We start from the raw sequence: 23,374 nt of genomic DNA, 5'->3' as shown, positions 1-23,374 counted from the left end.
TGTTCCCGAGAGGGGCAGCTGGAAATACGGCGCGTGGGTGCCACTGCGCCGTGTAATCGGTAAGCAGGATTACGGGTGAGTGCCCCAATACACCGCCGTGATGACGACCAGCGCGACCAGGCACAGGATTGCCCAGGTATCGACGCTATGGCCGGGCTTGCGCAACTTCGTTGGGTTGGTCATGGCATTGCCTCTTCTAGTGATTATGGGAATGCACCGCACAATCGGCAGTTAAGACCAGCAAAGACCTTTGCTCAAGCAGGGTTTCTCAGTATTCGACCGGTGACGTGAGAAACGGATACTGATAGCCGGCCGTGCGCCCTATGGCGCTGTACGCTTTGAAGTCCACGCCGTAGTCGGCCAGCTCCAGTCGTTTGAGCCATTGCCCGGCCTTGGCCTGGTCGATGCTCTGCAACACAGGCAGGCTGTAGTCGCGCAGGCCATCGCGGCCAAACGGCAGGCCGTGGGCATCGTCATTGAGCATGACCATGGCCCAGCCCCCAAGGCTGAAATGCCCGCCCATCAGGACACTCAAGCGTCCGTCCAGACGCGCACGCAATGCCTCACCCGAGCTGTTCACCGCACTGAACATCACATCCTTGCCTGGCTTGAGCCCCGCCTCCTCGAACGCCTGCATGGCCCCAAAGGCCATCTCGTCATTGGCCGACCATACAAGCCGTGTTTGCGGGTAACGTTCGAGCAGAAACCGCGCCTGCTCGTAGGCGCGCTGCCGGCTCCACCCGCCGTATACCACCTGGCGCAAGCGCACCTGGGGGAAGTCGGCCAAGGCGCGGCGCATGCCGTCTTCCCGGCGCTGCGAGGCAGGCGTAGTTTTCACGCCTGAAAACGCGACCAGATCCACTGGACCGCTTGCGGCAGGCAATTGCGCGATCATCTCGCGCAACATCTGGAACCCGGCTTGTTCGTCATTGGTGGTCAGAGACCCCAACGGCTGAGCGAATTTGTCAGGTCGGGCGCTCACAGCCCGTGCCTGGCTGGGCGTCAAGCCGTTGTTGACCAGCAGCAGCTTGACCCCCGCCCCTTGCGAGAGGCGCATGATCTCGGGGGCGATGTACTGTTCGTTCACCAGTACCAGGTAATCTGGTCGCCTGGGCCCATCGAGGGCCGCCCGGGCCTGACTCAGGGCGAGATCGGTCCGGCGCTCGCCATATTCCACACGCAAGTCCATGCCCAGTTCATCGGCAGCGGACTGCATGAATCGGCTGTAGCTGGCCCAGAACGTCTCGCCCGGCGAGCCCGGGTTGAGGAAAACCACCGACACCGGCTGCGCACCTGCGGTCAATGGCAGGGCGAAGCACAGGCACAGGCAGTGGCACAGGGCCTTGAGCATAGGCTGAGGTCTCTGAAACAAACCCAGGATTATACCCACCGGGTCAGGACAAGCGCATAAATGGCAGTCAGTCTCACATAGTTCGTTTGGTTCTTTTCATATGCAAAAACATCACTTTTGCGCATAAATACAACCTGCTATGGTGCCCCGGCTCCGAACCGGAGTGCGCGGCCGTGCGCGCGAATAGCTGCATGCCTGAGACAGGACTTTTATGTACGTATATGACGAATACGATCAGCGGATCATCGAGGACCGCGTCAAGCAGTTCCGTGATCAGACCCGCCGTTACCTGGCCGGTGAGCTGAGCGAGGAAGAATTCCGCCCGCTGCGCCTGCAGAACGGCCTATACATTCAGCGATTCGCGCCGATGCTGCGTGTCGCCGTTCCTTATGGCCAACTCAATGCCCGACAGGTGCGTACCCTGGCCAAGATCGCCCGCGATTACGACAAGGGCTATGCGCACATTTCCACCCGCCAGAACGTTCAGTTCAACTGGCCGGCCCTGGAAGACATTCCCGACATCCTGGCCGAGTTGGCGACCGTGCAGATGCACGCCATCCAGACCAGCGGCAACTGCCTGCGCAACACCACCACCGATCAGTTCGCAGGCGTCGCCGCCGATGAAGTCATCGACCCGCGCCCCTGGTGCGAGATCGTCCGTCAGTGGACCACGTTCCACCCGGAATTCGCCTTCTTGCCGCGCAAATTCAAGATCGCCATCAACGGTTCGAAACAGGACCGCGCCGCCATCGAAGTGCACGACATCGGTCTTGAGCCGGTGCGCAACGACGCTGGCGAGCTGGGCTTCCGCGTTTTGGTTGGAGGCGGGCTGGGTCGCACGCCGGTGGTCGGTTCGTTCATCAATGAATTCCTGCCCTGGCAGGACCTGATCAGCTACCTGGACGCCATCCTGCGCGTCTACAATCGCTACGGTCGCCGGGACAACAAGTACAAGGCGCGGATCAAGATCCTGGTCAAGGCCCTGACACCTGAAGTCTTCGCCGAAAAGGTCGAGGCCGAAATGGTCCACCTGCGTGGCGGCAGCAGCACGCTGACCGAGGCGGAAGTGCAGCGCGTGTCGCGTCACTTCGTCGACCCCCAATACCTGGCGCTGGACGATGTCGACTACAGCGCCCTGGATAGCGAACACCCAGGCTTCGCGCGCTGGCGCTCACGCAACACCCGTGCCCACAAGCGCCCTGGTTACGTGGCCGTGACCCTGTCGCTCAAGCCCACCGGCGTTGCTCCAGGTGACCTCACCGACAAGCAGCTCGACGCCGTGGCCGACCTGGCAGAACGCTACAGCTTCGGCTTCCTGCGCACCTCCCACGAGCAGAACATCATCCTGGCCGACGTGGAGCAACGCCAGCTGCATGCCCTGTGGCTGGAGCTGCGCGAGAGCGGATTCGCCACCCCGAATATCGGCCTGCTGACCGATATCATCTGCTGCCCAGGCGGTGACTACTGCTCCCTGGCCAACGCCAAATCGATCCCCATCGCCGAATCCATCCAGCGCCGTTTCGACGACCTGGACTACCTGTTCGACATCGGTGAGATCGACCTGAACATCTCCGGGTGCATGAACGCGTGCGGGCACCACCACGTGGGTCATATCGGCATTCTGGGCGTGGACAAGAAGGGCGAAGAGTTCTACCAGGTATCGCTGGGCGGTAACGCCGCGCGCGACGCCAGCCTCGGCAAGATCCTGGGCCCCTCGTTCGCCCAGGACGACATGGCTGATGTGATCGAGAAGCTGATCGCCGTCTACGTCGAACAACGCACCGAAGAAGAGCGTTTCATCGACACGTACCAACGCATCGGCATCGACCCCTTCAAGGAACGCGTGTATGCAGCGAATCATTAAGCACAACCAGATCGTCGACGAAACCTGGCACCTGTTGCCCAAGGAAACCTCGTTCGACGAACTGACCAACTGCGACGACTACATCGTGCCCTTGCAGATGTGGCGCGACCATGCCCATGCCCTGAAAGCCCGCGACGGTGGTCTGGGCATCTGGCTGGACAGCGATCAGGAGGCCGAGGAAATTGGCGAGGACGTCCAGCACTTCCAGGTCATCGCCCTGAACTTCCCTGCCTTCACGGACGGGCGCAGCTACTCCAATGCCCGCCTGCTGCGCGACCGCTACGGCTACAAGGGTGAGTTGCGCGCCATTGGTGACGTGCTGCGCGACCAGCTGTTCTTCATGGCCCGCTGTGGGTTCGATGCATTCGCCATCCGCGCCGACAAGGACCCTGAAGACGCCCTGCAGGGCCTGAAGGACTTCTCGGTCACCTATCAGGGTGCCACGGACCAGCCGCTGCCCTTGTTCCGCCGGCGCTGAGCCATTTGTTCGTCACGACCGTGCACCAGACACGGTTGTGGCGGGCAGTGCCCAAACCCGATCACACCGGGTCTGCGTACACATCGACATTGTTGTCGCCGACGCAATTGTGAAGTCTGCCCGGTGATGATTCTCGCTTTGCCCCTGGCACGCTACGCTTTTCGGACACATTCATGCCGAGGAGTCGAGCAATGTCCCGTCCACCCCTGCCACCCTTCACCCGCGCCAGCGCCATCGAGAAAGTCCGCCTGGCCGAAGACGGCTGGAACAGCCGCGATGCTGCCAAGGTGTCGCTGGCCTATACCCCTGATACCGTGTGGCGCAATCGCGCCGAGTTTCCCCGCGGGCGAGCCGAGGTTGAGGCTTTCCTGACCCGCAAATGGAATCGCGAGCTTGAATACCGACTGATCAAGGAGCTGTGGGCCTTCACCGACAACCGTATTGCCGTGCGCTATGCCTACGAGTACCGTGACGACAGCGGGCAATGGCACCGGGCCTATGGCAACGAGAACTGGGAGTTCGCCCCGGACGGGCTGATGCACTATCGGCACGCGAGCATCAACGAGCACCCTATCGCAGAAAGCGAGCGCAAGTTCCATTGGCCGCTAGGTCGACGGCCTGACGATCATCCTGGCCTGAGCCAGTTGGGGCTCTGAACCAAGGCCAGGCGCACGGGGGCGCGACGACGCCTGCAAGCGGTGTACAGTATTGGCACAACAACACCGCCAAGGAGCCCGCCCCATGACCGTGACGCTGTCACCGCTGCATATCGATTGCGACTTCGATTCTGGCAACATCGAAGTCATCGACGCCAGCAATCCTGCCCAGGTCCGCCTCGCCATCCGGCCGGATACCCACAGTGGCCACTACCAGTGGTTTCACTTTCGCGCCAGCGGACTGACGCCTGGGCAGAACCATCGGTTCAGCCTCGACAACGCCGCTGGCTCTTCCTACAAGAACGCCTGGAGTGGCTACAACGCCGTGGCCTCCTACGACCAGCAGACCTGGTTTCGGGTGCCGAGCCAATTCGATGGCAGTGCACTGAGCTTCGAGATCACGGCGCAGCAAGCGCAGGTCTGGTTCGCCTACTTCGAGCCCTATCCCCGTGCACGCCACAATCAATTGATCGAACGGGCGCTCGCCCTCCCGGGCATCACATTGCTGGCCAGCGGTCGCAGCGTCCAGGGTCGCGATATTCCATTACTGCGCGCAGGCGACGGCGCGGCGGGCAAGCGCAAAGTGTGGTTCATCGCCCAACAGCATCCCGGTGAGCACATGGCCGAATGGTTCATGGAGGGGCTGATCGACCGCGTGCAAGCGGGTGACGCCACTGTCCAGCAACTGCTGGAGCGCGCTGATCTGTACCTGATTCCCAACATGAACCCTGATGGTGCCTTCCTGGGCCATTTGCGCACCAATTACGCCGGCAAGGACCTGAACCGCGCCTGGCAGGACGCCAATGTCGAGCTCACTCCGGAAGTGTTCTTTGCCCAGGCGCAGATGAAGCAGCATGGCGTGGACGCCTTCATCGACGTGCACGGGGATGAAGAAATCCCCCATGTGTTCACTGCCGCATGCGAGGGCAACCCAGGTTACACCGCCCGCCTCGCCCACCTGGAGGAAACCTTTCGCAGCACACTGATGAACCTGACGGCAGACTTCCAGACCACCCACGGGTACACCCGCGACGCGCCTGGCCAGGCCAACACGACATTGGCATGCAATGCCGTGGGGATGGCTCACGACTGCTTGTCGCTGACCCTGGAGATGCCTTTCAAGGACCACGACGATGCCCCCGACCCGCACACGGGCTGGTCAGGCCTGCGCTCCAAGGCGTTGGCGAGCGCCGTATTGGATACGCTCGCCGCGATGGTAGACGACCTGCGCTGAGCCTGCCTTGTCCCTCAGAACTGTACGTCCAGTACGACGCTGTCCGAGTAGCTGGCCGCCGGCGGCGTAGGCTGATCGGTATAGACCCGGGCGCTGTAGTTGAATACCTGGCTGCCAGTGCCAGTGCCAACGCCTGGGTTGACGTCGGCGTCGGCACTGGCCCGCCTGGCGCTGCCGGTAGCGCCCCAGCGAACGGTACCTGCGCCTTTGTAGATGTCGTACGCCAGGTAGTTGTTGGCGGCCGACTTCATGCGCCGCCGTCCGCTCAGCACGTTCTGCCCATCACTGAGCCCGACACTGTAGGCACTGCCTTTGGTGCAGGAGACGCTCAGGCTCTGGCTGACCGTTGCGAAGGCGCTGACCACAGGCGCAGACCCGAAGTTGATATTCGGCGTAACGATCTGGCAATCATTGGTCACCGTCAGGCTGACGGTCAGGTACTGGGTGCCTGATCCGGTATCCCTCCCGATGCACAACCCGCCCAGCGAAAGCCCTTCGCAATAGTTCCAGGTCCAATCCAGCCGGAGGGTTTCCTGATAGAGACCTGCCGCCACGTTACTCCCGATCTGGGTACGAAGGTACAACGGCACAGTCTTGGGTGTACCGTTGAGCAAACCCAGCAGATCGAGGATGCCCGTGCGTCCATATTCGAAAGCAACTCCTCGGCTGATGGGGAAGTTGGTGGTGGCGTCGGCGTAGAGCGTGTACGGGATGACATCTCCCGTGGGGCCTAGCAGCCCACCCGTGGTCGGCTGTACCGTCAGCTTGAATGAGTCAGTGTTGCTGAGCACGCTCAACACCGTGCCATTGCACTGCAGGCCGGCGTTGGTTGTGGACGCCGTCTGCACGGCTGTGCGTACCTGCGTCGAATTGAGGGCACCGAACAAGGCTGGCGCGGTGGCCACCGACGCGCATTTGGCCTGGGCAGGCTCTGCGCAGAATACTAGAAACCCTGCGCAGAGCCATGCCTGGTGACGGTTCACTTGCACACCAACGGCCCGATTAACGGGATCGAACCTGTGCTTTCTGGCATGACGAAATCGACCTCACACTGCCCTCCCCCCGCCAGTTCGACCTGCACGCGATTAGTGGGCTGTAAATTTTCCAGGTAGACCAGCCCGTCCCAGCCCACCACGGCTTGCGCGCCGCTTTGCACGTGCCTGACGCGGCTCCCCAGGCCCAGCGGTCGCTGATCGCCATCCACCAGTTCCAGGCTGGCTGCTCGCACCTGCTTGAGTTCGAAGTCGAGCAGGTAACCGCTGCCGCGGCGCACGGCAACGCGCTGCTCCACCTGCGGTGCCAGAATGTCAGGCGGCAAATCCATCGGGTCTATTTCATATTTGCCCCGGTAGTAGGCACTGCTATAGGGCACAAGCAGGTGCCCACGTTTGTCGGTGCGGCCTACCGGCTGGTTTTCGTAGCGCACGGGCACATCAGCGTAACCGGAGGTGCTGACCACGACGAACGCATCATCGATGCGGTTGGCCGCGAACAGGCCGGCGTCCATCCACACGATCGAGCCGCTGGCATCGGCCCAACGGGTCATTTCTCCACTGCTGCCGTAGACACCCGCCTGCAGCTGGACCGATTGCAGGCGCCAGGTGGCATCGGCCTGGCGGTAAGCCCTGCGATCGCTGCCGGTGGCATACCCGAGGTTGTAGCCCACCCCGGTGCCCACTGGAACGGCCCGGCTGTAATTGACCCGCTGTTGGTGCTGGCCCTCTTTGTTGCGTTCGATGCCCAAGGCCAGGGTGCCGGTCATGTCGAACGGAATCACCAGCTGCGCCTGCATCGCCCACTGGCGATCACCGACCTCTCGGTTAGCAGAAAGGTAAACGCTGCTGTTGCCCCATAGCGGTCTGCTGTAACTGAGGTTGATCAAACGCGTGCGGGTGCCGTCCCCTGCACGCACATCAAAATAACCTGCGCCTAGATTCCCGTACTGGTTGAGGTTCAGACTCAGCGTCACCTGCTCACTGCTCCTGCTAAGTTGCATGTCGCGCCGATCGATGCGCGTCAGGTCGGCGTAATCGCCATGGCGTTGCAGGCGCTGGTAGCTGAACCCCAGGCGTTGACTGTTGTATTGATAACCCAGGGCGGTTTGCTGACCTTGGCTACCTTCGAAACGGCTTTGAGCAAGCGCAGCATTGAGCACCCCGAACTGCCCTAAGCGCACGTTCGCCCCCAGGCCGCCGAGCATCAGGGACTCGGCCGTTTGCGCATGGGCCTCCAGCGTGAAGGTGTCGCTCAGACCGTGGCGCAGGCTGGCCGAAGCCACGCCTGGGCCGTAACCGAAGTCGCGCACCCCGTAGTCTCGCCTGAGGCTGCCGGCTGCCACCGCGTAGTCAGTCAGACCTTTTTGCAACAGGTTGCTGGTCACGTAGAACGGCAGGGTCGTGGAGACTTGCCGGCCCAGGGTGTCGGTGGTAACCACCACTGCCTCGCCAGCACCGTTGATGAAAGGGACGTTGGTCAGGGTGTAGGGGCCGGGTTGCAATTCGGTGGTGCTGGTTCGATAACCATTGATGAAAAGCTCAAGGGACGTTGGCACGGCCGCTTCGCCTGCAAAGGCGGGCAACGGGTAGGTCACAAGATCTGGCCGGGCGGCAAAGTCCCTGGACAGCTGCAGCCCACCCACGCGCACCGAGCTGCTCCAGGGCAAGGCGGCAGTGATCAGGTCGCCGGCCTCGAAGGTCAGCAACCGTTGCTCGTCGGTGAAGCGCCAGGTGGTGTCGTAACGCAGGAACCCATCACCCGTGCCACTGCGTGTCACACCGTTGAACGAATGCCGCCACTGGCCCGTGCTGGAGACGGTGCCCCAACTGTCGAACACGCGCAGCTCATTCCAGGCGGCTAGGTAGGTGCCGCTGTCGTCGGTATCGTTCAGGTACAGGTCATAATTGAACACGGCACCGAAGCTGCTGCGCGCATCGGTAGGCGGGTAAAGCGTGCGCTCACCGACTTGCTGATCCGGCAACCAGCCTGGGGGCACATCCAGCAGCAGTTGCTGATTCTGGCTGTCATATTCGGCATGCATCCCCGCAACGGCGTCCAGCGCCACGTCGCCCAAGGGGTCGCCGGGCAGCGCAAGGCCTGCTGCACGCAGCACCTCACTGTCTATGTAAAGGCGCCCGGCTCTTTGTTGCACCGGCACCAATTCAGCCTTAGGCATCTGGTTCACCGTGAGGTCCAGGTACAAGGTGGCATCGGCAACCGCCGACAGCTCCGTGGGGGGCGGCGGCAGGTCGTCCGCCAGCACCAGGGTTGAGCCGGCCAGGGCCAGCCCCAGACACCCCAGGCGCTTCGTCGCGAACCTCTTCACGCATCGGTCCTGACCATTGTCGGGCCCTCCCTGGCCCCGTGACTTGCCTGTGACTTACCGGCCCTGGCTGATGACGGTCGCCTCACCCTGGCCGTTGACCCGCCCCTTGAGTATCCCCCCGGCACCCACGGTCAGCGGCGCCGGCCAGCGCATGCTGGCCCCAGGCAATACATAGCCCAGCAGTCCTTCTGCAACAGGCTTGGCCTGGTTGCCTTGCTGCACCACCACATCGGTCAAGCGTGCATGCACAGGGCCAGTGTTTCGCAACTCGATATACGGCTTGCCCTGAACCATGACCGGCTGCCAGGTCAGCTGCGGCTTGCCTACCCCCTGCTCGTTGCGCTCGCCGTTCGGGTCCGGGCGACCCCAGAGGCCCTCCCCGTAAACGAATAGCGGCACCGAGTAGCGCATTTGCAGGCGAATCGCGGCCGTGGTGCCGGCCTCGGCCTTGTCCACTGGCACTGCTGGCGGAATCTCATCGATGATGATGCGGTAGGCCTGTTCCTGGCCGGCGGGTGCCGCACCGGTGCGGGTCAGACGAATGAGTTGCTTCTGACCGGGTGCGACAGTGGCGACCGGAGGGCTGCCGATGATTTCACGTTGCGCGCTGAACTGCTCCTCGAAGCGGCCTTGACGCCAGGCAAACACCCGCACTTGAAGGCTTGCCGCCACTGTGCCGCGATTCTCCAGCCACAGCGCCCCAGCCTTCTGCCCCGCTTCCAATACAGGGTCGATGGGCCAGATCAGTACGGACGTGGCAGCCAACGCCGGCTGGCCACCCACGCTGCACAGCAGTAACAAGGCCCGGATCCATTTGCTGCGTGCTCTCATGTAGCCCTCCCTGGGACGGTATGTTGGCGAATCGACCGGTCACCAGGTCAATGTCACCTGGACTACGTCGGTATAGGTGCCGGCAGGCACCGTTCCGGGTAGTTGAAGCCTTCCGTAGACAGGCAACCTTACAGCTGCAGGGTCGGCATAACTCACGTTCACGTTCTGCCCAATGCCGATGCCCTGCGCCAATGCAGCATCCTGGTACAACTGGTAGGGCACTACCTGCGTGCCTCCCGTACGCTTGAGGTTTCGCATGCCTGCGTTGGCGTTCTGGCCAGCATCCAGGCTCATGCTCAACACGACCCCAGGCGTGCATTGCAGCGACACGCTCGAACCGCCCAATGCCGTACTCAACACGGCCGTGGACAAGGCCGACTGCGTACCGTAGTTCAGGGTGCCGTACTGCGTGGCGCCCCCTGTGACCAGACAACCGGCGACAACCTGCGCGTTCACCGCAAAGGTACTGGTGGTGGCTGCACCCAGCGGGCCAGCCAGCATCAGCAGACAGCCGGCAACGCTCCCTGTACGCCAGACGCGCATGTCTCAGAACGTCAGCTCGACGGCGACGGTGTCGGTATAGACACCCGCAGGCAACCCGGCCTTGCCACGCGCTTGCCCATAGAGATTGACGGTTTGCGCTACCCCGGTGCTGGTCGGCAATGTGATCGTGCCGTCGATGGCCAGCAACTGCGTGCGCCCCGCATCGGTATAGAAGTCATAGGGAACGAAATTGCCGGCGCCGTCTGCCAGAGCACGGGTGCCACCGGTGGACTGGCCATCGTGGGCGCCTGCGCGTACCCGAATGGCGGGCACCGTGCCCGCGGAACACAGCACGCTCAGTGCCCCGCCGCTGCCGCCGAGTACCTGCGCGTTGGCCGTACCGAACAAGGCATCCTGAGTACCGAAGTTGAGGCTGCCGAAATTCAGGCCTGAGGTGCCAGAACTGCCGTTGACCTGACAAGCTGCAATCAGGGTCAGTGTCGAGTTGATGGTACCTGTGACGGTGGCTGCCGGCGCCTGGGAAGCCAGCGCCATGCCCAGCCCGGCGAGGATACAGCGTGAGAGGTGGGTTCGCATCGATATCTCCTTGATGGGTTACCAGTCCAGGGTCACTCTGAGGGTGTCGCGATAAAGGCCAGCGGGTAGCGCACGAGGCTGTGCGACCAGCACGCCGTAAATGGGAATAGGCATTTGCCGAGTGCTGTTGATGACAAAGGGCCGAGCCTGGCCGACCGGGTAGTGGCTGCGGCCCGCTGGATCGACAGCCAGTTGGTACGGGATCAGTTCGCGCCCATTGCTCAGGCGACGTATTCCGTCATCGCCGTTCATGCCAGCGTTGATACTCACCTTGAATGCACGCACCTCAGGCGTACAACTGATCTGCAAGCGGCCTTGGGTGCCAACGTCATCTACCCGGCTGCGAACAGGTTCTTCCCAGTTGGGGCCGCGGGCACCGAAATCCATCAATCCAGGGTTGGCCAGTGTCGCAGGTTGCGTTTCATCACTACTGATCTGGCAAGCAGCACTGATGATCAGTTGCGCCTGGATGAAGCCGGTGGTGGTGCCATGCGCCGCGCCGCCCGGTATGAGCAACGGGCCGAGCGTCAGCAGCAGCATTGATGATCGGTTCACAGCTTCACATCCTTGTGCATGGGTTTACCTACCAGGTGACCGTCACTTTGAGCAGGTCGGTATACCGCCCTGTCTCAGGGGCCCAGGCCAGCTTGTCCAGCCTCGCGTACAACGGCAGGTCGACCTGGCCGCTGCCAGGGACCCGCGATGACTGTGGCTCATCGACCATCAACGGCTGGCGTCCGGCGGCATCCCGGTACAGCCGGTAGGGAATGGGTCTGGCACCGGAGCCTGAGATAGCCAGGAACCGCACGGCCCCGCTCCCACCATGCTGGCCGGCGTCCACACGTACCTGGTAAGGCGTGTCCGGATTACACGCCAGGCGGGGTACAGAGGGCCCCAACAGCGTCCCACTTCGAGGGGCCTGCGGCCCATCCAATCGTGACACTGCGCCAAAGTCGATGCGCCCGAGTGCTTGTGCACCCGCCTCCCGGGCAGGGTTGACGAGCATGCAACCGCGCTCTACCAACACCCTCACTTCGACCAGAAAATCTGCCGCCAGAGCACTGCCCAGCGGCAGCAGGCCCAAGAGCGCGGCAAACGCGTGCTTGTTCACGTCAGCGTCCCTGTCATTCACACTGTTTTCAAGATTAGCAGCGGGCTTACCCTCAAACCGTTCGACACGCCTGTTTTTTGGTATTAGCAAAAAAGCACTAACGGCTGTGGCAATACCTGAAAGTGCTTGGCAGCTTACATGCGAGATGCGTTTTGACCGCCAAAGCAAGGCAGGCCTAGCGATATTCTGATAGGGTGTATCGCCACCATCCTGCCCCAGACCCATGCGGCATGCAGGTCCCAAACGACAGGAGCGTTTTCTTCGATGACTACCGACCAAACACTTGCCCAGGCGATCGAACGCTGCGCTCAGGAGCCCATTCAAGTGCCGGGTAGCATCCAGCCTCACGGGTTTGTCCTGGTGCTCGATCCCGAGCATCTGCACATCCTGCAGGTCAGTGAAAACATCGTGCAGTGGCTGGGCAGGCCTGCCGAAACATTGCTCGGTTGCAGCTTCGACGAGATCGTCCAGGCTGGCTTCGACATGCGCCAGCACCTGGCGCGGCTGCCCAAAGACGAAGCCTTTCCATTCCATATCGGTGATGTGCGCTTGCACGACAGGGCACCTTACCGAGAGGAGCTTCATCTGCTGGCACACAGGCATGACGGTGTGCTGATCGTCGAGCTCGAGCCACCCAGAGTCCCCGAGGACCTGACTGCCCAGGGTGATTACTACCCGTTGGTGCGCGCCTTCGTCAGCAGCCTGCACCTAGCGGGTAGCCTGGAGGAATTGCTGCAGCAGACCGTGGTTCAGCTCAAGCGTGTGACCGGCTTCGGACGGGTCAAGGCCTATCGCTTCGACGCCCATGGCAACGGTGAGGTCCTGGCCGAGGTTGCCGACCCGGGTTATCCCAGCTTCCTGGGCCTGTGCTTCCCTGCCTCGGATATACCGCGTCAGGCGCGTGAGCTCTATCGGGTCAACCGCATCCGCGTCATCGAAGATGCCAATTATCAGTCGTCACCCTTGTTACCGCCGCTCAACCCAGTCACTGGCAACCCGCTGGACATGAGCTTCACAAGCCTGCGTAGCGTATCGCCCGTGCACCTGCAATACATGCGCAACATGGATACGCTGGCATCGATGTCCTTGTCCATCGTGGTGGATGGCCAGCTGTGGGGGCTCATTTCGTGCCATCATGCACAACCCAGACCAGTGGCTCTGCGCACGCGTACCGCCTGCGAGCTGCTGGCCAGCGTACTGTCGTTGCAGATCGAATCCCGTGAAGCCCACGCCAGCACCCGTCAGTTACTGGAACTTCGCCAGTACATCGTGCGGATGATTTCGTCCATGGCCGACCATGACAGTGTCAGCGAAGGCCTGCGCGCCTTGCCCGATGTACTCATGGCCTTTGCAGGCGCCCAAGGCGCTGCGATCATTTCAGCCGAGTACTGCGAGCGGGTCGGCATCACCCCGCCAGAGGCGCAGGTCAACGCGCTGGTACATTGGCTGGCCCGCCAAGGTGAGGATGTATTCCAGACGGATAATGTACGCCGTGACGTCAGCGAGCTGCCCGAACTGGCCGAGCATGCCGGCGGCGTGCTGGCAGTGGCCATCTCTAAAATTCACTCGCACTACCTGCTGTGGTTCCGGCCTGAGCAGGTGCGCACCGTCCAATGGGCTGGGCAGCCCACCAAGGAAGTCGCACCGCTAGGCAACCTCGCACCTCGCCATAGTTTCGAACGCTGGCAGGAGCAACTGCATGGCTATTGCGCACCGTGGGACCCGCTGGTCATCGATGGCGTCATGGAGTTGCGTACTGCGGTCTTGGGTATCGTGCTGCGCAAGGCTGAAGAGCTGGCGCAGATGGCCAACGAATTGCGCCGCTCCAACAAGGAGCTCGAGGCCTTCTCGTACAGTGTTTCCCACGACCTGCGTGCGCCCCTGCGCCACATCGCGGGCTATACGGAGTTGCTCGGCGAAATGGAAGGCGCCGGTCTGAGTGAACGTGGCAAGCGGTTCTTGCAACACATCGGCGAGGCTGCTCATTTTGCCGGCAACCTGGTCGACAATTTGCTACATTTCTCGCAAATGGGTCGCTCTGCCCTGCGGATGTCGGACGTGGACCTCAACGCGCTGGTCGAAGCCATTCGCGCCGAACTGGCACCCGACTACGCCGGGCGTGAGATCATCTGGGACGTCGCGCAGCTGCCCCGCGCCTACGGTGACCCGGCATTCATCAACCTGGCATTGAACAACCTGGTGGCCAATGCCATCAAATACACCCGTGGACGTACACCTGCCCGTATCGAGATCACCGCAGTGCAGCATCCAACCGAGACCGAGGTCTGTGTCCGGGATAATGGCGTGGGCTTCGACATGGCCTATGCCAACAAGCTGTTCGGCGTCTTCCAGCGTTTGCATCGCATGGAGGATTTCGAAGGTACGGGCATCGGCCTGGCCAGTGTTCGCCGCATCATTGAAAGGCACGATGGCCGTGTCTGGGCCGAAGGCCAGATCGACAAAGGCGCCAGTTTTCATTTCACATTACCGCGCCCATCCGCGACGCACTGAGGCACCGCACTTACCATGCTAAAACCCATCCTGCTGGTCGAGGACAACCCTCGAGACCTGGAGCTGACGCTCCTGGCCCTGGAACGTAGCCAGTTGGCCAACGAAGTCATCGTGCTGCGTGACGGCGCAGATGCCCTGGATTACCTGTTGCGCCGCGAGGCCTACGCTGACCGCGACGACGGCAACCCTGCCGTGATCTTGCTCGACCTCAAGCTGCCGAAAGTCGATGGGCTGGAAGTACTCAAGGCGCTGCGTGCCTCCCCGGAGCTGCGCAGTATTCCGACCGTGATGCTGACTTCGTCCCGCGAAGAACCCGACCTGCTGCGCGCGTACGAACTGGGCGTCAACGCCTACGTGGTCAAACCCGTCGAGTTCAAGGAATTCGTTGCCGCCATTTCCGACCTGGGCATCTTTTGGGCAGTACTCAACGAGCCACCACCCGGCTCGTTGCGCTTGAACCGTCGCGGCAACTGAGGCCTGCACCACGATGCAGTCTACCCCGCTGAACCTACTGATGGTCGAAGACAGCTCGATGGACGCCGAGCTCACCCTGATGCGCCTCGAGCGTAGCGGGCTGCGCATCCAGTCTCACCTGGTCTTCGATCACAACGGCGTCGAGCATGCCCTTCGCGAAGGGCGCTATGACCTGATTCTGTGTGATTGCGTACTGCCGGGCTCATCGGGCACCGAAGTGCTTTCGATCGCCCAGCGCCTGGCCCCTGATGTGCCCTTCATTTTCCTCTCTGGTATCTACGGAGAGGAACATGCGGTAGAGATGATCCGCCTGGGCGCCACCGATTACGTGCTCAAGAAAAACCTGCCGCTGCTGCCCAAAGCCGTGCGCCGTGCTCTCACCGAGGTGCAGGAGCGCCAGCGCAGACGCCGTGCCGAGGAGGCCTTGGCTGAGGTAGAAGCCCGCGCGCGCATCGCTATCACCGCTGCGGGCATGGGGACCTGGGACTTGAGACCTCAGGAGGGGTTGCTGGCGTGGGATGAACGCTGCAAGGCGTTGTTTGGCCTGCCGCTGGACACCGAGATGAGCCTGGAGGTGTTCTACGCTGGCATCTATCCAGACGACGTCGAGATGGTTCGCAAAGCTGTCAACCTGGCCATGCTTCCGGACAGTGGCGGCAACTATCGCATGGAATTTCGCATCGTGCCGCCCGATGGCCAGGAGCCCCGGTGGGTGCTGAGCAGTGGCCAGAGCCAGTTCGTCGACGGCAAGTGCGTACGTTTTTCAGGCGTTCTTCAGGATGTTCACACCCAGCGCGTGGCCACTCAGGCATTGCGCCAACTCAATGAAATGCTCGGCGAGCGTGTCGAGCGACGTACCCGTGAGCGCGATCGTGCCTGGGAGCTCTCCCAGGACCTGCTGGCCGTGCTCAACCACGACTTGACACCGGTGGCGCTCAACCCGGCCTGGGAAGCCAGCCTGGGCCTTTCGCGGGAGCGCCTGAGCCAGTCTTCGTTGCTGCACCTGTTGCCGGAGCCGGATCAGGAACTGCTGCTGACCGAACTGGCGTCGCTGGCCCATGGACGCACCAGTGCCCGTTTCGTGGGCCGGATTCTCCACGCAGGCGGCCAGCAGCGCTGGCTGTCATGGGTCGTGGTACCCGAAGACACCCTGCTCTACGTAGTCGCGCGGGACATTACCAGCGAACGTGAAACTGCAATGGGCTTGGCTGAAGCCAACGCCCGTCTGCGTGAACAAATCAGCGAGCGTGAGCGTATCGAGGCCGCCCTGCAACAGATGCAGCGTCTGGAGGCGGTGGGCCAGCTTACCGCGGGCGTGGCCCACGACTTCAACAACTTGCTGACCGTGATCCTGACCGGGGCGAGCTTTCTGGAGCGCGACCTGGTAAAGGCCGATGTCGAGAAGGCACGAACCCGGCTTACCCATATCAGGGAAGCGGGTGAACGCGGAGCCAAGCTGACCTCGCAGTTGCTGGCATTTTCCAGGCGCCAACGGCTCGAACCTGTGCCGCTGAACCTGAACCGCACGCTTGATGGCCTCGAAGAACTGCTACGCCGCACCCTGGGCGGCAATGTCTCCGTACGCCTGGATCTGGACAAATCGCTCTGGCAGGCGCTTACAGACCCGACCCAGACCGAGATGATCATCCTGAACCTTGCGATCAACGCCCGCGATGCCATGCCGGAGGGTGGGCAATTGACCCTGTCCACGCGCAATACGCGCATTGACGACTTGCCACGCCGCCCGGAAGATCCGGACCCCGGCGAGTACGTCATGATGAGCATCCGTGACACGGGGTGCGGCATGAGCGAAGAGGTACTGGCCAAGGTCTTTGAACCGTTCTTCACCACCAAGGATATCGGCAAGGGCTCTGGCCTGGGCCTGGCGCAGGTCTTCGGGTTTGCCAAGCAGTCGGGCGGCGGTGTGCGCATTGATACCGCACCGGGCAGCGGTACCGAAGTGGCCGTCTATTTGCCTGCGGTGAAGGACCAGGTCGCGAGCGAACCGGAACCGCTGCCATTGACCCATACCATCACCGAAAGCGGTTACAACCGTAACGTGCTGCTGGTGGATGACGACCATCTGGTGCGCGACATGCTGGGCGATGTCCTGCGCCAATATGGGTATCAGGTTCGCCAGGCACACAGTGGGGAGCAGGCACTGGCACTGCTGGACGATGATATCGACTTGCTTCTTACCGATTTCGCCATGCCTGAGTTCAATGGCGCTCAGCTGGCCATGGCGGCGAGAGAGCGCTACCCCAAGCTGCGCGTGGTGTTCCTGACGGGTTATGCAGAGCTCCAAGGGCTGGACCTGCCCGACAGCCTGGTCATTCAAAAGCCAGTACAAGCTGACGAACTCGCCAGGGCACTGAACGAGATGCTGGGTACAGCGACCTGACGCAGAGCACCATGGTCCGCCCCGCGCGGCTTTGAGAGGAGGCGCATGACACGATGCGCCTCTCGATCAAAGGCCACCCGCCAAAAAATCCCGAATCGCAGAAACGACGAATTCAGCGCTGGTAGCCCATGCACTGAAAAATAAATGTAGAAAAATGGCAGGGGCGGCTGGATTCGAACCAACGCATGGCAGGATCAAAACCTGCTGCCTTACCGCTTGGCGACGCCCCTGTATCGGATGCAGCTGAAGCTGCTCTGAAGATTCCAAGTAACTGACAACGCGTTGTTGTCTTGGAATGCGCGGCACTTTATCAACAATGTTTGGGTTTGGGAAGCCCTCTGATAAAAAAATTACCAAAAAACAGCGAGTTAGTCTTCAGCAGCGGTTGAGCGCTACCGTTCGTCGCATTCCTGCCCCTTCTCGTCAACGCAATCGCAAACCTTCATTCCAATGGTTATCGCCACTGTCATGCCCCAAGGAGGATGCCATGCCCGTATCACACGATTTGTACCAAGACCTGCACTACCCTCGTGAAATCGTTCAGCAACGTCGCCAGACCGATAAGGACCTGGACCGTTTGCTCGACGAATACGTCGACATCGATAACCAGGTGCTGGCCGCCGAATCCATCTCGGCAGGCAATTTCGAGGACGACGACCTTCGTCGCCTCAAGGAGCGCCGGTTGGCCGTGAAATACATGATCGAGAGTCAGCTGCAACTCAAAGCATGAGCTGCCCGTAGGCTGTGACCTATCGCAGCAAGCGATCAGTCGATGTCACTTTCTCGATTGGTCACACAGCCCAGGCTGGTGCAAGATCCTCGCTACCGTCTGTTACAAGGAAACGAGCCATTGCCCGCCTGGTTACCTGCCCCGCTGCGCCACCTTGGCAAGCGCCTTCGTCATCGTGCAGTGGCGCCGAGCAACGATTTGGCTGCCGCCTTCGATGACAAGGCGCGTCGATGCGGCTTCACGCTTAGCGAGAGCCAACGTCAGGCCATCATCTGCCTGTCCCAGCAGGTTGAACGGCACAGGACGGGGCAAGCGACGGGCGTGTACCTATATGGCCCGGTCGGTCGGGGTAAAAGCTGGTTACTCGACAGCTTTTTTCAATGGGTGCCCAACCCATCGAAACTGCGCTGGCACTTCCACGACTTCTTTGCCCGCCTGCATCACGGCGTGCACCGCCACCAAGCGACGGGCAATGCCATTGGCATCACGCTCGACGAGTTGACCGAACAAAACGACATCCTGTGCTTCGACGAATTTCATGTGCATGACATTGGTGATGCCATGCTACTGACTCGATTGTTCGAGGCCCTGTTCGCACGGGGCACGTTGCTGGTGCTCACCAGCAACTACGCACCTGAGGGGCTGTTGCCCAATCCGCTTTACCATCAGCGGTTCCAGCCTGTGATCGACCTGATCAACCGTTGCATGGTCATCAAGGAAGTCGGCGGTGAAACGGATTTTCGCAGCCTGCCGGTCAACCGGGCGCTGCAACGTTTTACGCAGGGCCGTTATGTCTGGCCCGGGACCGGTGCGCAGCGCCAGTCCCTGCACATCCCCAAGGGCCAAGGCGATACCCTCATGGTCAACAACCGCCTGCTACGCGTGCAGGGCGCTGAAGGCGACCAGATCAGGTTCACCTTCGAAGACCTGTGCGAGCAGCCTACAGCCGTGATCGATTATCTGGCATTGGCTCGGCAATACTCGCACTGGATCATCGAGGGCCTGGACGGTTTGGAGGCGTGTTCGCTTGCTGCCCAGCAGCGTTTCGTCAACGTGGTGGACGTGCTCTACGACCAGGATCGGCAACTGACCCTCATTGGCTCGCGCCCGCTGGCGGAAAGTCTCGAGGGATCGCTGCCAGACCTGATGCGCACCCGCAGTCGCCTTGGCCAGCTACAGCAAATGGGCCCCGCAGGCGCCGAAGGCTGAGCAGGGTCGGATTTGCCTTCTCAGCTTGCCCGCGCAAGCCCTGACAGCACCGCTTCGATTTCTTGGAGCACTGCCGGATCGTCCACTGTAGAAGGCGGCGTGTACGCTTGACCATCGGCGATCTTGCGCAGCACCGCGCGAAGAATCTTGCCAGATCGGGTCTTGGGCAGACGCTTGACCAATCGGACTTGATTGAAGCAGGCCAAGGCGCCAATCTCCTCGCGTACGCTGGCCACGAGATCGACCAGCAGCTGCGATTCAACGATGCCGGCGCCGTCCTTGAGCACCACCAATGCCAATGGCACCTGCCCTTTGATGTCATCGTGAACGCCGATCACTGCACACTCGGCGACAGCAGCATGACGCGCGACTAGATCCTCCATCTCACCTGTAGAAAGACGATGCCCGGAAACGTTGATCACATCGTCCGTGCGACCCATGATGTAGACGAACCCGTCTTCATCGAGATACCCGCCGTCACCTGTGTGATAGTAGCCAGGGTACGTGCTCAAGTAGGCCTGGACATAGCGCGAGTGATCGCCCCACAACGTCTGGCTGCAGCCTGGCGGCAACGGCAGGGCGATGACGATTGCGCCCTGGTGATTGGGGCCGGCCAGATGCCCTTCGTCATCCAGCACCTGCACGTGGTACCCAGGCACCGCACGATTGCTCGACCCTGCTCTTGCCGCGCTCCCCTCGAGCCCCACGCAGGGCGCAGTCACCGGCCAGCCGGTCTCGGTCTGCCACCAGTGATCATGCACCGGCTTGCCGCTTACCCGTTCCAGCCATTGATGGGTACTGGAATCGAGTTTTTCGCCTGCCAGGAACAACTGGCGCAGTGAACTCAGGTCATGCTTGCGCAGCAGTTCGGCGTCAGGGTCCTCCTTGCGGATGGCACGCATGGCTGTGGGCGCACAGAACAGCGCATTGACCTTGTACTGCTCCACTACGCGCCAGTAGGCAGAAGCATCCGGCGTGCGGATGGGCTTGCCTTCGTAGAAGACGCTCGTGCAGCCGCACATCAGCGGCCCATACACGATCAACGAGTGCCCCACCACCCAGCCCACGTCGGAGATACCCCACCAGACATCGCCTGGCTGCATGCCGTAGACGGTGCGCATGGCATAGTGCAGCGCAACGGCATTACCGCCATTCTCGCGAACGATGCCTTTGGGTTTACCGGTGGTTCCTGAGGTGTACATGATGTACAGCGGGTCTGCCGCATCCAGCTCCACAGGCGCCACTGGCTGAGCATCGACGACAGCCTGAGCCCAATCCAGGTCTCGGCCTGCCTGCAACGGCGCTTGCGCATGGGGCCGTTGCCAGACCAACACGTTGCGCGGGCGGTGCTGGGCCAGTTCCAGAGCGCGATCGACCAACGGCTTGTACTCGATGACGCGCTCGAACTCCAGCCCACAGGAAGCGGTTAGCAGCAACACCGGGCGCGCATCATCGATACGCAATGCCAGCTCATTGGCCGCAAACCCGCCGAATACCACCGAGTGAACAGCACCGATGCGCGCGCAAGCCAACATGGCCATGGCGGCCTGGGGCACCATCGGCATGTAGATGATGACGCCATCGCCTTTTTGTACCCCAAGCTGGCGCAGCAGGCCGGCCAGTCGCGCGACTTCTTCGCGAAGCTGAAGGTAGGAGAGCGTCTGCTGGGTGCCGGTCACCGGGGAATCGTAAATCAGCGCCAACTGATCTCCCCGACCCTGCTCGATCTGGTGATCCAGAGCCAGGTAACAACTGTTCAATCGTGCGTCAGGAAACCACCGGTGAGTGCCATCGGCATTGTTCTCGAGAACCACGGTGGGTGCGCGGTACCACGCCACCGAGCGCGCCTGCTCTGCCCAGAAGGCGGCGGGGTCGGTAATGGATTGGGCGTAACTGTGCTGATAGCTCATGGTGAGTTGACCCGATGTTGTTGTTCTTGAAGGGCGAACGCTGAGTATGGATGCCCTGCACCCAGGCGCCAGGCGCGATATGGCCTAACTGACCTGCATTTTTGCAGCGTGGGCAAAAGCCATTCAATGCGGCGATAAACTCACTAGAATAGCGACCAGTTTTTACGGTGAGTACCTCAATGGACATCGATCAGGCCCGCACTTTTCTGGAGGTCGTGCGCAGTGGCAGCCTGGTGGCGGCTGCAGAGCGCCTGTGCGTGTCGCAGACAGCAGTCACCGCCAGGTTGCAGCGGCTCGAGCAGCAACTGGGCTGCACCCTGTTCACAAGAAGCCGGACTGGCGCCCGCCTGACCAGCCACGGCGAAGCCTTCGTCGGGTATGCCAACCAGCTGGTGCAGACTTGGGAGGCAGCACGACGCGACCTGCCCCTGCCACCGGGCTATCAGCAGGTGCTGCACCTTGGCGGCGAGGTGAGCCTTGGCAACCCGATGATGCTCGACTGGGTCACTGCGCTGTACCAGGAGCTTCCTGGCCAGAGCATCCACAGCGAAGTGAGCGATGGCGAATCATTGCTGCGCAAGGTGGAGATGGGCGTACTTGACGCCGCGCTGGTGTACCAGCCGATCTACGGGCCGGGCTTGCAGGTGGAGCAGCTGATGGAAGAAAAGCTGGTGCGGATCCGGCGGGTCGAGCGGCCGGAGCCGTACATCTACATCGACTGGGGTGAGGCGTTCCGCCGGCAACATGACGCCGCCCTGCCCGACTGCGCCCGCGCCGCACTGCGCTTTAACCTGGGGCCGCTTGCCTTGCAGTTCATCCTCGACAAGGGCGGGAGCGGCTATTTTCGCACGCGAGTGGTGCAGGCTTACCTGGACAGTGGCGTCTTCGAGCGCGTACCGCACGCGCCGGAATTTACCTACCCCACTTTTCTGGTCTACGCCCGCGAGCGTGACAGCGACGCGTTGCAACAGGCCCTTGGCATCCTGCGCCGGCTTATCGCAGCCGAGGCCAGCGACTGGTCACAACGCTGGGATCCGACGCTCTGAGGCATTGGCGCTGCTGAGCAACTGGCGCTTGAGCCCGGCGATCAGGTCGGTCTGGGTGACCACCCCTACCAGCACGTCGCCGTCGAGCACCGGCAGGCAGTGCAGCCCCTGCTCGCACAGCAGCGGCAGCAGGCGCTCCAACGGGTGTTGGCTGCTGACACTGACGACCCGGCGGCTCATCACCTGCGCCATGCGCACGGGCTTGCGCCCGAACAGCCCCCGCCAGCTCAAACGCGCCTGCTGCATCGCTGGGCCTACCAGGTCGCTCAGGCTGACGATCCCCACCAATGCGCCGTCCTGCACCACCGGCAGGGTCTTGACATGATGGCTGTCGAGCAGCTTCCAGGCTTGCTGCAAGGTGGTGTCAGGGCTGACGAACTGTACGTCCTTCGACATCACCGACGCCGCCGTGATGCCCCCTAGGCTGCGCTGCAGGGCGTGCTGCTCGGTGGCGAGAATGATGCGCTCCAACTCGTCACGGGTTACGTCGACGAACTCGCCCAACTCTTCCAACGCCTGATCCAGGTCTTCACTGCGGATGCCGACGCGCTCACTTGGCAGCGGGTCGTGAGTGTGGTGCAAATCCTTACGCGGTGCAGCGCCTTTGGGGTAGCGCACACCGGTCAAGCGGTTATAGACGATGGCCACCGCGACGAGAATCAGCGCGTTGAGCAGTACCGGCTCCAGCAGATGGTCACCCAGGGCGGTCAGCCCTGGGTCGGCCAGAACCGCACTGACCGCCACTGCGCCACCGGGCGGGTGCAGGCAGCGCAGCAAGCACATCACCAGGATGGACATACCCAGGGCGGCGGCAGCGACCCAAAGCCCGGGACCAAAACCGTCCCGCATCGCCAAGCCAACGATGCCGGCCAAGGCATAGCTGCCAAGCACTGGCCAAGGCTGTGCCAGGGGGCCTGAATGAACGGCGAACACCAGCACCGCCGAGGCTGCCAACGGCCCGAGCAGGTGCAAGGCGATATCCGGGCCATAAGCCAGGCTCGTGAGCCAGCCTGCCAGGAACAGGCCGACCAATGCGCCGACACCGGCACGCAGCCATTGGGTGGGAGGGATGTTCATGGGAGCGGGTAATAGCCACTGCAGAAGACGTTCGGTACGCGAGGCAGGCATGTCGTTTCGGGTTCTGTATAGGTCTGGACGAAAGAGGA

General features: G+C 61.9%; 20 protein-coding genes and 1 tRNA gene. 10 read left to right on the top strand and 11 right to left on the bottom strand.

Annotated features, from left to right (window positions below; genetic code table 11):
• Positions 1–268 precede the first annotated feature (268 nt).
• Entirely contained in the window at positions 269–1,351 is a 1,083-nt protein-coding gene (locus tag NMB38_RS08700) for an ABC transporter substrate-binding protein (protein WP_028686955.1), read from the bottom strand.
• A gap of 211 nt (positions 1,352–1,562) precedes the next feature.
• Here NMB38_RS08700 and NMB38_RS08695 point away from each other — a divergent pair, with 211 nt between their 5' ends.
• The 4 genes from NMB38_RS08695 (at position 1,563) to NMB38_RS08680 (ending at position 5,583) form a co-directional block, all read left to right on the top strand.
• Complete coding sequence (locus NMB38_RS08695) at positions 1,563–3,215, top strand: nitrite/sulfite reductase (RefSeq protein ID WP_027914640.1); 1,653 nt, start codon at positions 1,563–1,565, stop codon at positions 3,213–3,215.
• Positions 3,199–3,693 (top strand): DUF934 domain-containing protein, encoded by a 495-nt coding sequence (locus NMB38_RS08690; protein ID WP_027914639.1) that lies wholly within the window; start codon positions 3,199–3,201, stop codon positions 3,691–3,693. Before NMB38_RS08695 ends, NMB38_RS08690 begins: the two co-directional genes overlap by 17 nt.
• A gap of 191 nt (positions 3,694–3,884) precedes the next feature.
• Positions 3,885–4,349 (top strand): nuclear transport factor 2 family protein, encoded by a 465-nt coding sequence (locus tag NMB38_RS08685; RefSeq protein ID WP_028686954.1) that lies wholly within the window; start codon positions 3,885–3,887, stop codon positions 4,347–4,349.
• Positions 4,350–4,434: 85 nt separating this feature from the next.
• Positions 4,435–5,583, top strand: a complete 1,149-nt coding sequence (locus NMB38_RS08680) for a M14 family metallopeptidase (protein WP_104926067.1) — start codon at positions 4,435–4,437, stop codon at positions 5,581–5,583.
• A gap of 14 nt (positions 5,584–5,597) precedes the next feature.
• On the opposite strand, the gene NMB38_RS08675 is transcribed toward NMB38_RS08680, so the two are convergent.
• The 7 genes from NMB38_RS08675 to NMB38_RS08645 form a co-directional block, all read right to left on the bottom strand.
• A complete protein-coding gene (locus tag NMB38_RS08675; protein WP_027914636.1) occupies positions 5,598–6,566 on the bottom strand; it encodes a Csu type fimbrial protein in 969 nt (322 codons plus the stop codon).
• Complete coding sequence (locus tag NMB38_RS08670; protein ID WP_154665191.1) at positions 6,563–8,860, bottom strand: fimbria/pilus outer membrane usher protein; 2,298 nt, start codon at positions 8,858–8,860, stop codon at positions 6,563–6,565. The genes NMB38_RS08675 and NMB38_RS08670 overlap by 4 nt, the downstream gene beginning before the upstream one ends.
• Positions 8,861–8,959: 99 nt before the next feature.
• Complete coding sequence (locus NMB38_RS08665; RefSeq protein ID WP_088522990.1) at positions 8,960–9,736, bottom strand: fimbrial biogenesis chaperone; 777 nt, start codon at positions 9,734–9,736, stop codon at positions 8,960–8,962.
• Between the two features lie 39 nt (positions 9,737–9,775).
• Positions 9,776–10,279, bottom strand: coding sequence for a Csu type fimbrial protein (locus tag NMB38_RS08660; RefSeq protein ID WP_049696184.1), 504 nt, complete (start codon positions 10,277–10,279; stop codon positions 9,776–9,778).
• Between the two features lie 3 nt (positions 10,280–10,282).
• Positions 10,283–10,816: a Csu type fimbrial protein gene (locus NMB38_RS08655; RefSeq protein ID WP_023536078.1), complete on the bottom strand. Its 534-nt coding sequence runs from the start codon at positions 10,814–10,816 to the stop codon at positions 10,283–10,285.
• Between the two features lie 18 nt (positions 10,817–10,834).
• Entirely contained in the window at positions 10,835–11,371 is a 537-nt protein-coding gene (locus NMB38_RS08650; RefSeq protein WP_027914632.1) for a Csu type fimbrial protein, read from the bottom strand.
• 28 nt (positions 11,372–11,399) lie between these two features.
• Positions 11,400–11,927 carry a Csu type fimbrial protein gene (locus NMB38_RS08645; protein ID WP_033695032.1) on the bottom strand — a complete coding sequence of 176 codons (528 nt, stop codon included), beginning with the start codon at positions 11,925–11,927 and terminating at the stop codon, positions 11,400–11,402.
• Positions 11,928–12,191: 264 nt separating this feature from the next.
• On the opposite strand from NMB38_RS08645, the gene NMB38_RS08640 reads away from it, so the two are divergent.
• From NMB38_RS08640 to NMB38_RS08630, 3 genes are read left to right on the top strand one after another with little or no spacing between them, the layout of a single operon-like run.
• Complete coding sequence (locus NMB38_RS08640; protein WP_028686948.1) at positions 12,192–14,438, top strand: ATP-binding protein; 2,247 nt, start codon at positions 12,192–12,194, stop codon at positions 14,436–14,438.
• A 15-nt stretch (positions 14,439–14,453) separates the two neighbouring features.
• On the top strand, positions 14,454–14,912 hold the full coding sequence (locus NMB38_RS08635) for a response regulator (protein WP_027914629.1): 459 nt from the start codon (positions 14,454–14,456) through the stop codon (positions 14,910–14,912).
• Between the two features lie 13 nt (positions 14,913–14,925).
• Positions 14,926–17,313 carry a hybrid sensor histidine kinase/response regulator gene (locus NMB38_RS08630; protein WP_027914628.1) on the top strand — a complete coding sequence of 796 codons (2,388 nt, stop codon included), beginning with the start codon at positions 14,926–14,928 and terminating at the stop codon, positions 17,311–17,313.
• A 155-nt stretch (positions 17,314–17,468) separates the two neighbouring features.
• Here NMB38_RS08630 and NMB38_RS08625 read toward each other — a convergent pair.
• Positions 17,469–17,543, bottom strand: a tRNA-Gln gene (locus NMB38_RS08625).
• 257 nt (positions 17,544–17,800) lie between these two features.
• On the opposite strand from NMB38_RS08625, the gene NMB38_RS08620 reads away from it, so the two are divergent.
• Entirely contained in the window at positions 17,801–18,043 is a 243-nt protein-coding gene (locus tag NMB38_RS08620; RefSeq protein ID WP_027914627.1) for a hypothetical protein, read from the top strand.
• A 120-nt stretch (positions 18,044–18,163) separates the two neighbouring features.
• Positions 18,164–19,252 (top strand): cell division protein ZapE, encoded by a 1,089-nt coding sequence (gene zapE / locus NMB38_RS08615; protein ID WP_490805858.1) that lies wholly within the window; start codon positions 18,164–18,166, stop codon positions 19,250–19,252.
• Between the two features lie 20 nt (positions 19,253–19,272).
• Here zapE and NMB38_RS08610 read toward each other — a convergent pair whose 3' ends face one another.
• Positions 19,273–21,162 carry a propionyl-CoA synthetase gene (locus tag NMB38_RS08610; RefSeq protein WP_027914625.1) on the bottom strand — a complete coding sequence of 630 codons (1,890 nt, stop codon included), beginning with the start codon at positions 21,160–21,162 and terminating at the stop codon, positions 19,273–19,275.
• Between the two features lie 179 nt (positions 21,163–21,341).
• On the opposite strand from NMB38_RS08610, the gene NMB38_RS08605 reads away from it, so the two are divergent.
• Positions 21,342–22,208, top strand: a complete 867-nt coding sequence (locus NMB38_RS08605; RefSeq protein WP_028686945.1) for a LysR family transcriptional regulator — start codon at positions 21,342–21,344, stop codon at positions 22,206–22,208.
• Here NMB38_RS08605 and NMB38_RS08600 read toward each other — a convergent pair.
• On the bottom strand, positions 22,182–23,336 hold the full coding sequence (locus tag NMB38_RS08600) for an HPP family protein (protein WP_181073697.1): 1,155 nt from the start codon (positions 23,334–23,336) through the stop codon (positions 22,182–22,184). The two genes, NMB38_RS08605 and NMB38_RS08600, sit on opposite strands and share 27 nt — an antisense overlap.
• Between the last annotated feature and the right edge of the window lie 38 nt (positions 23,337–23,374).

This window comes from Pseudomonas sp. FBCC-B35 (genome assembly GCF_059133755.1).
The sequence above is the reverse complement of the archived record's forward strand: the minus strand, read 5'-3'. Positions and strand labels throughout refer to the sequence as shown.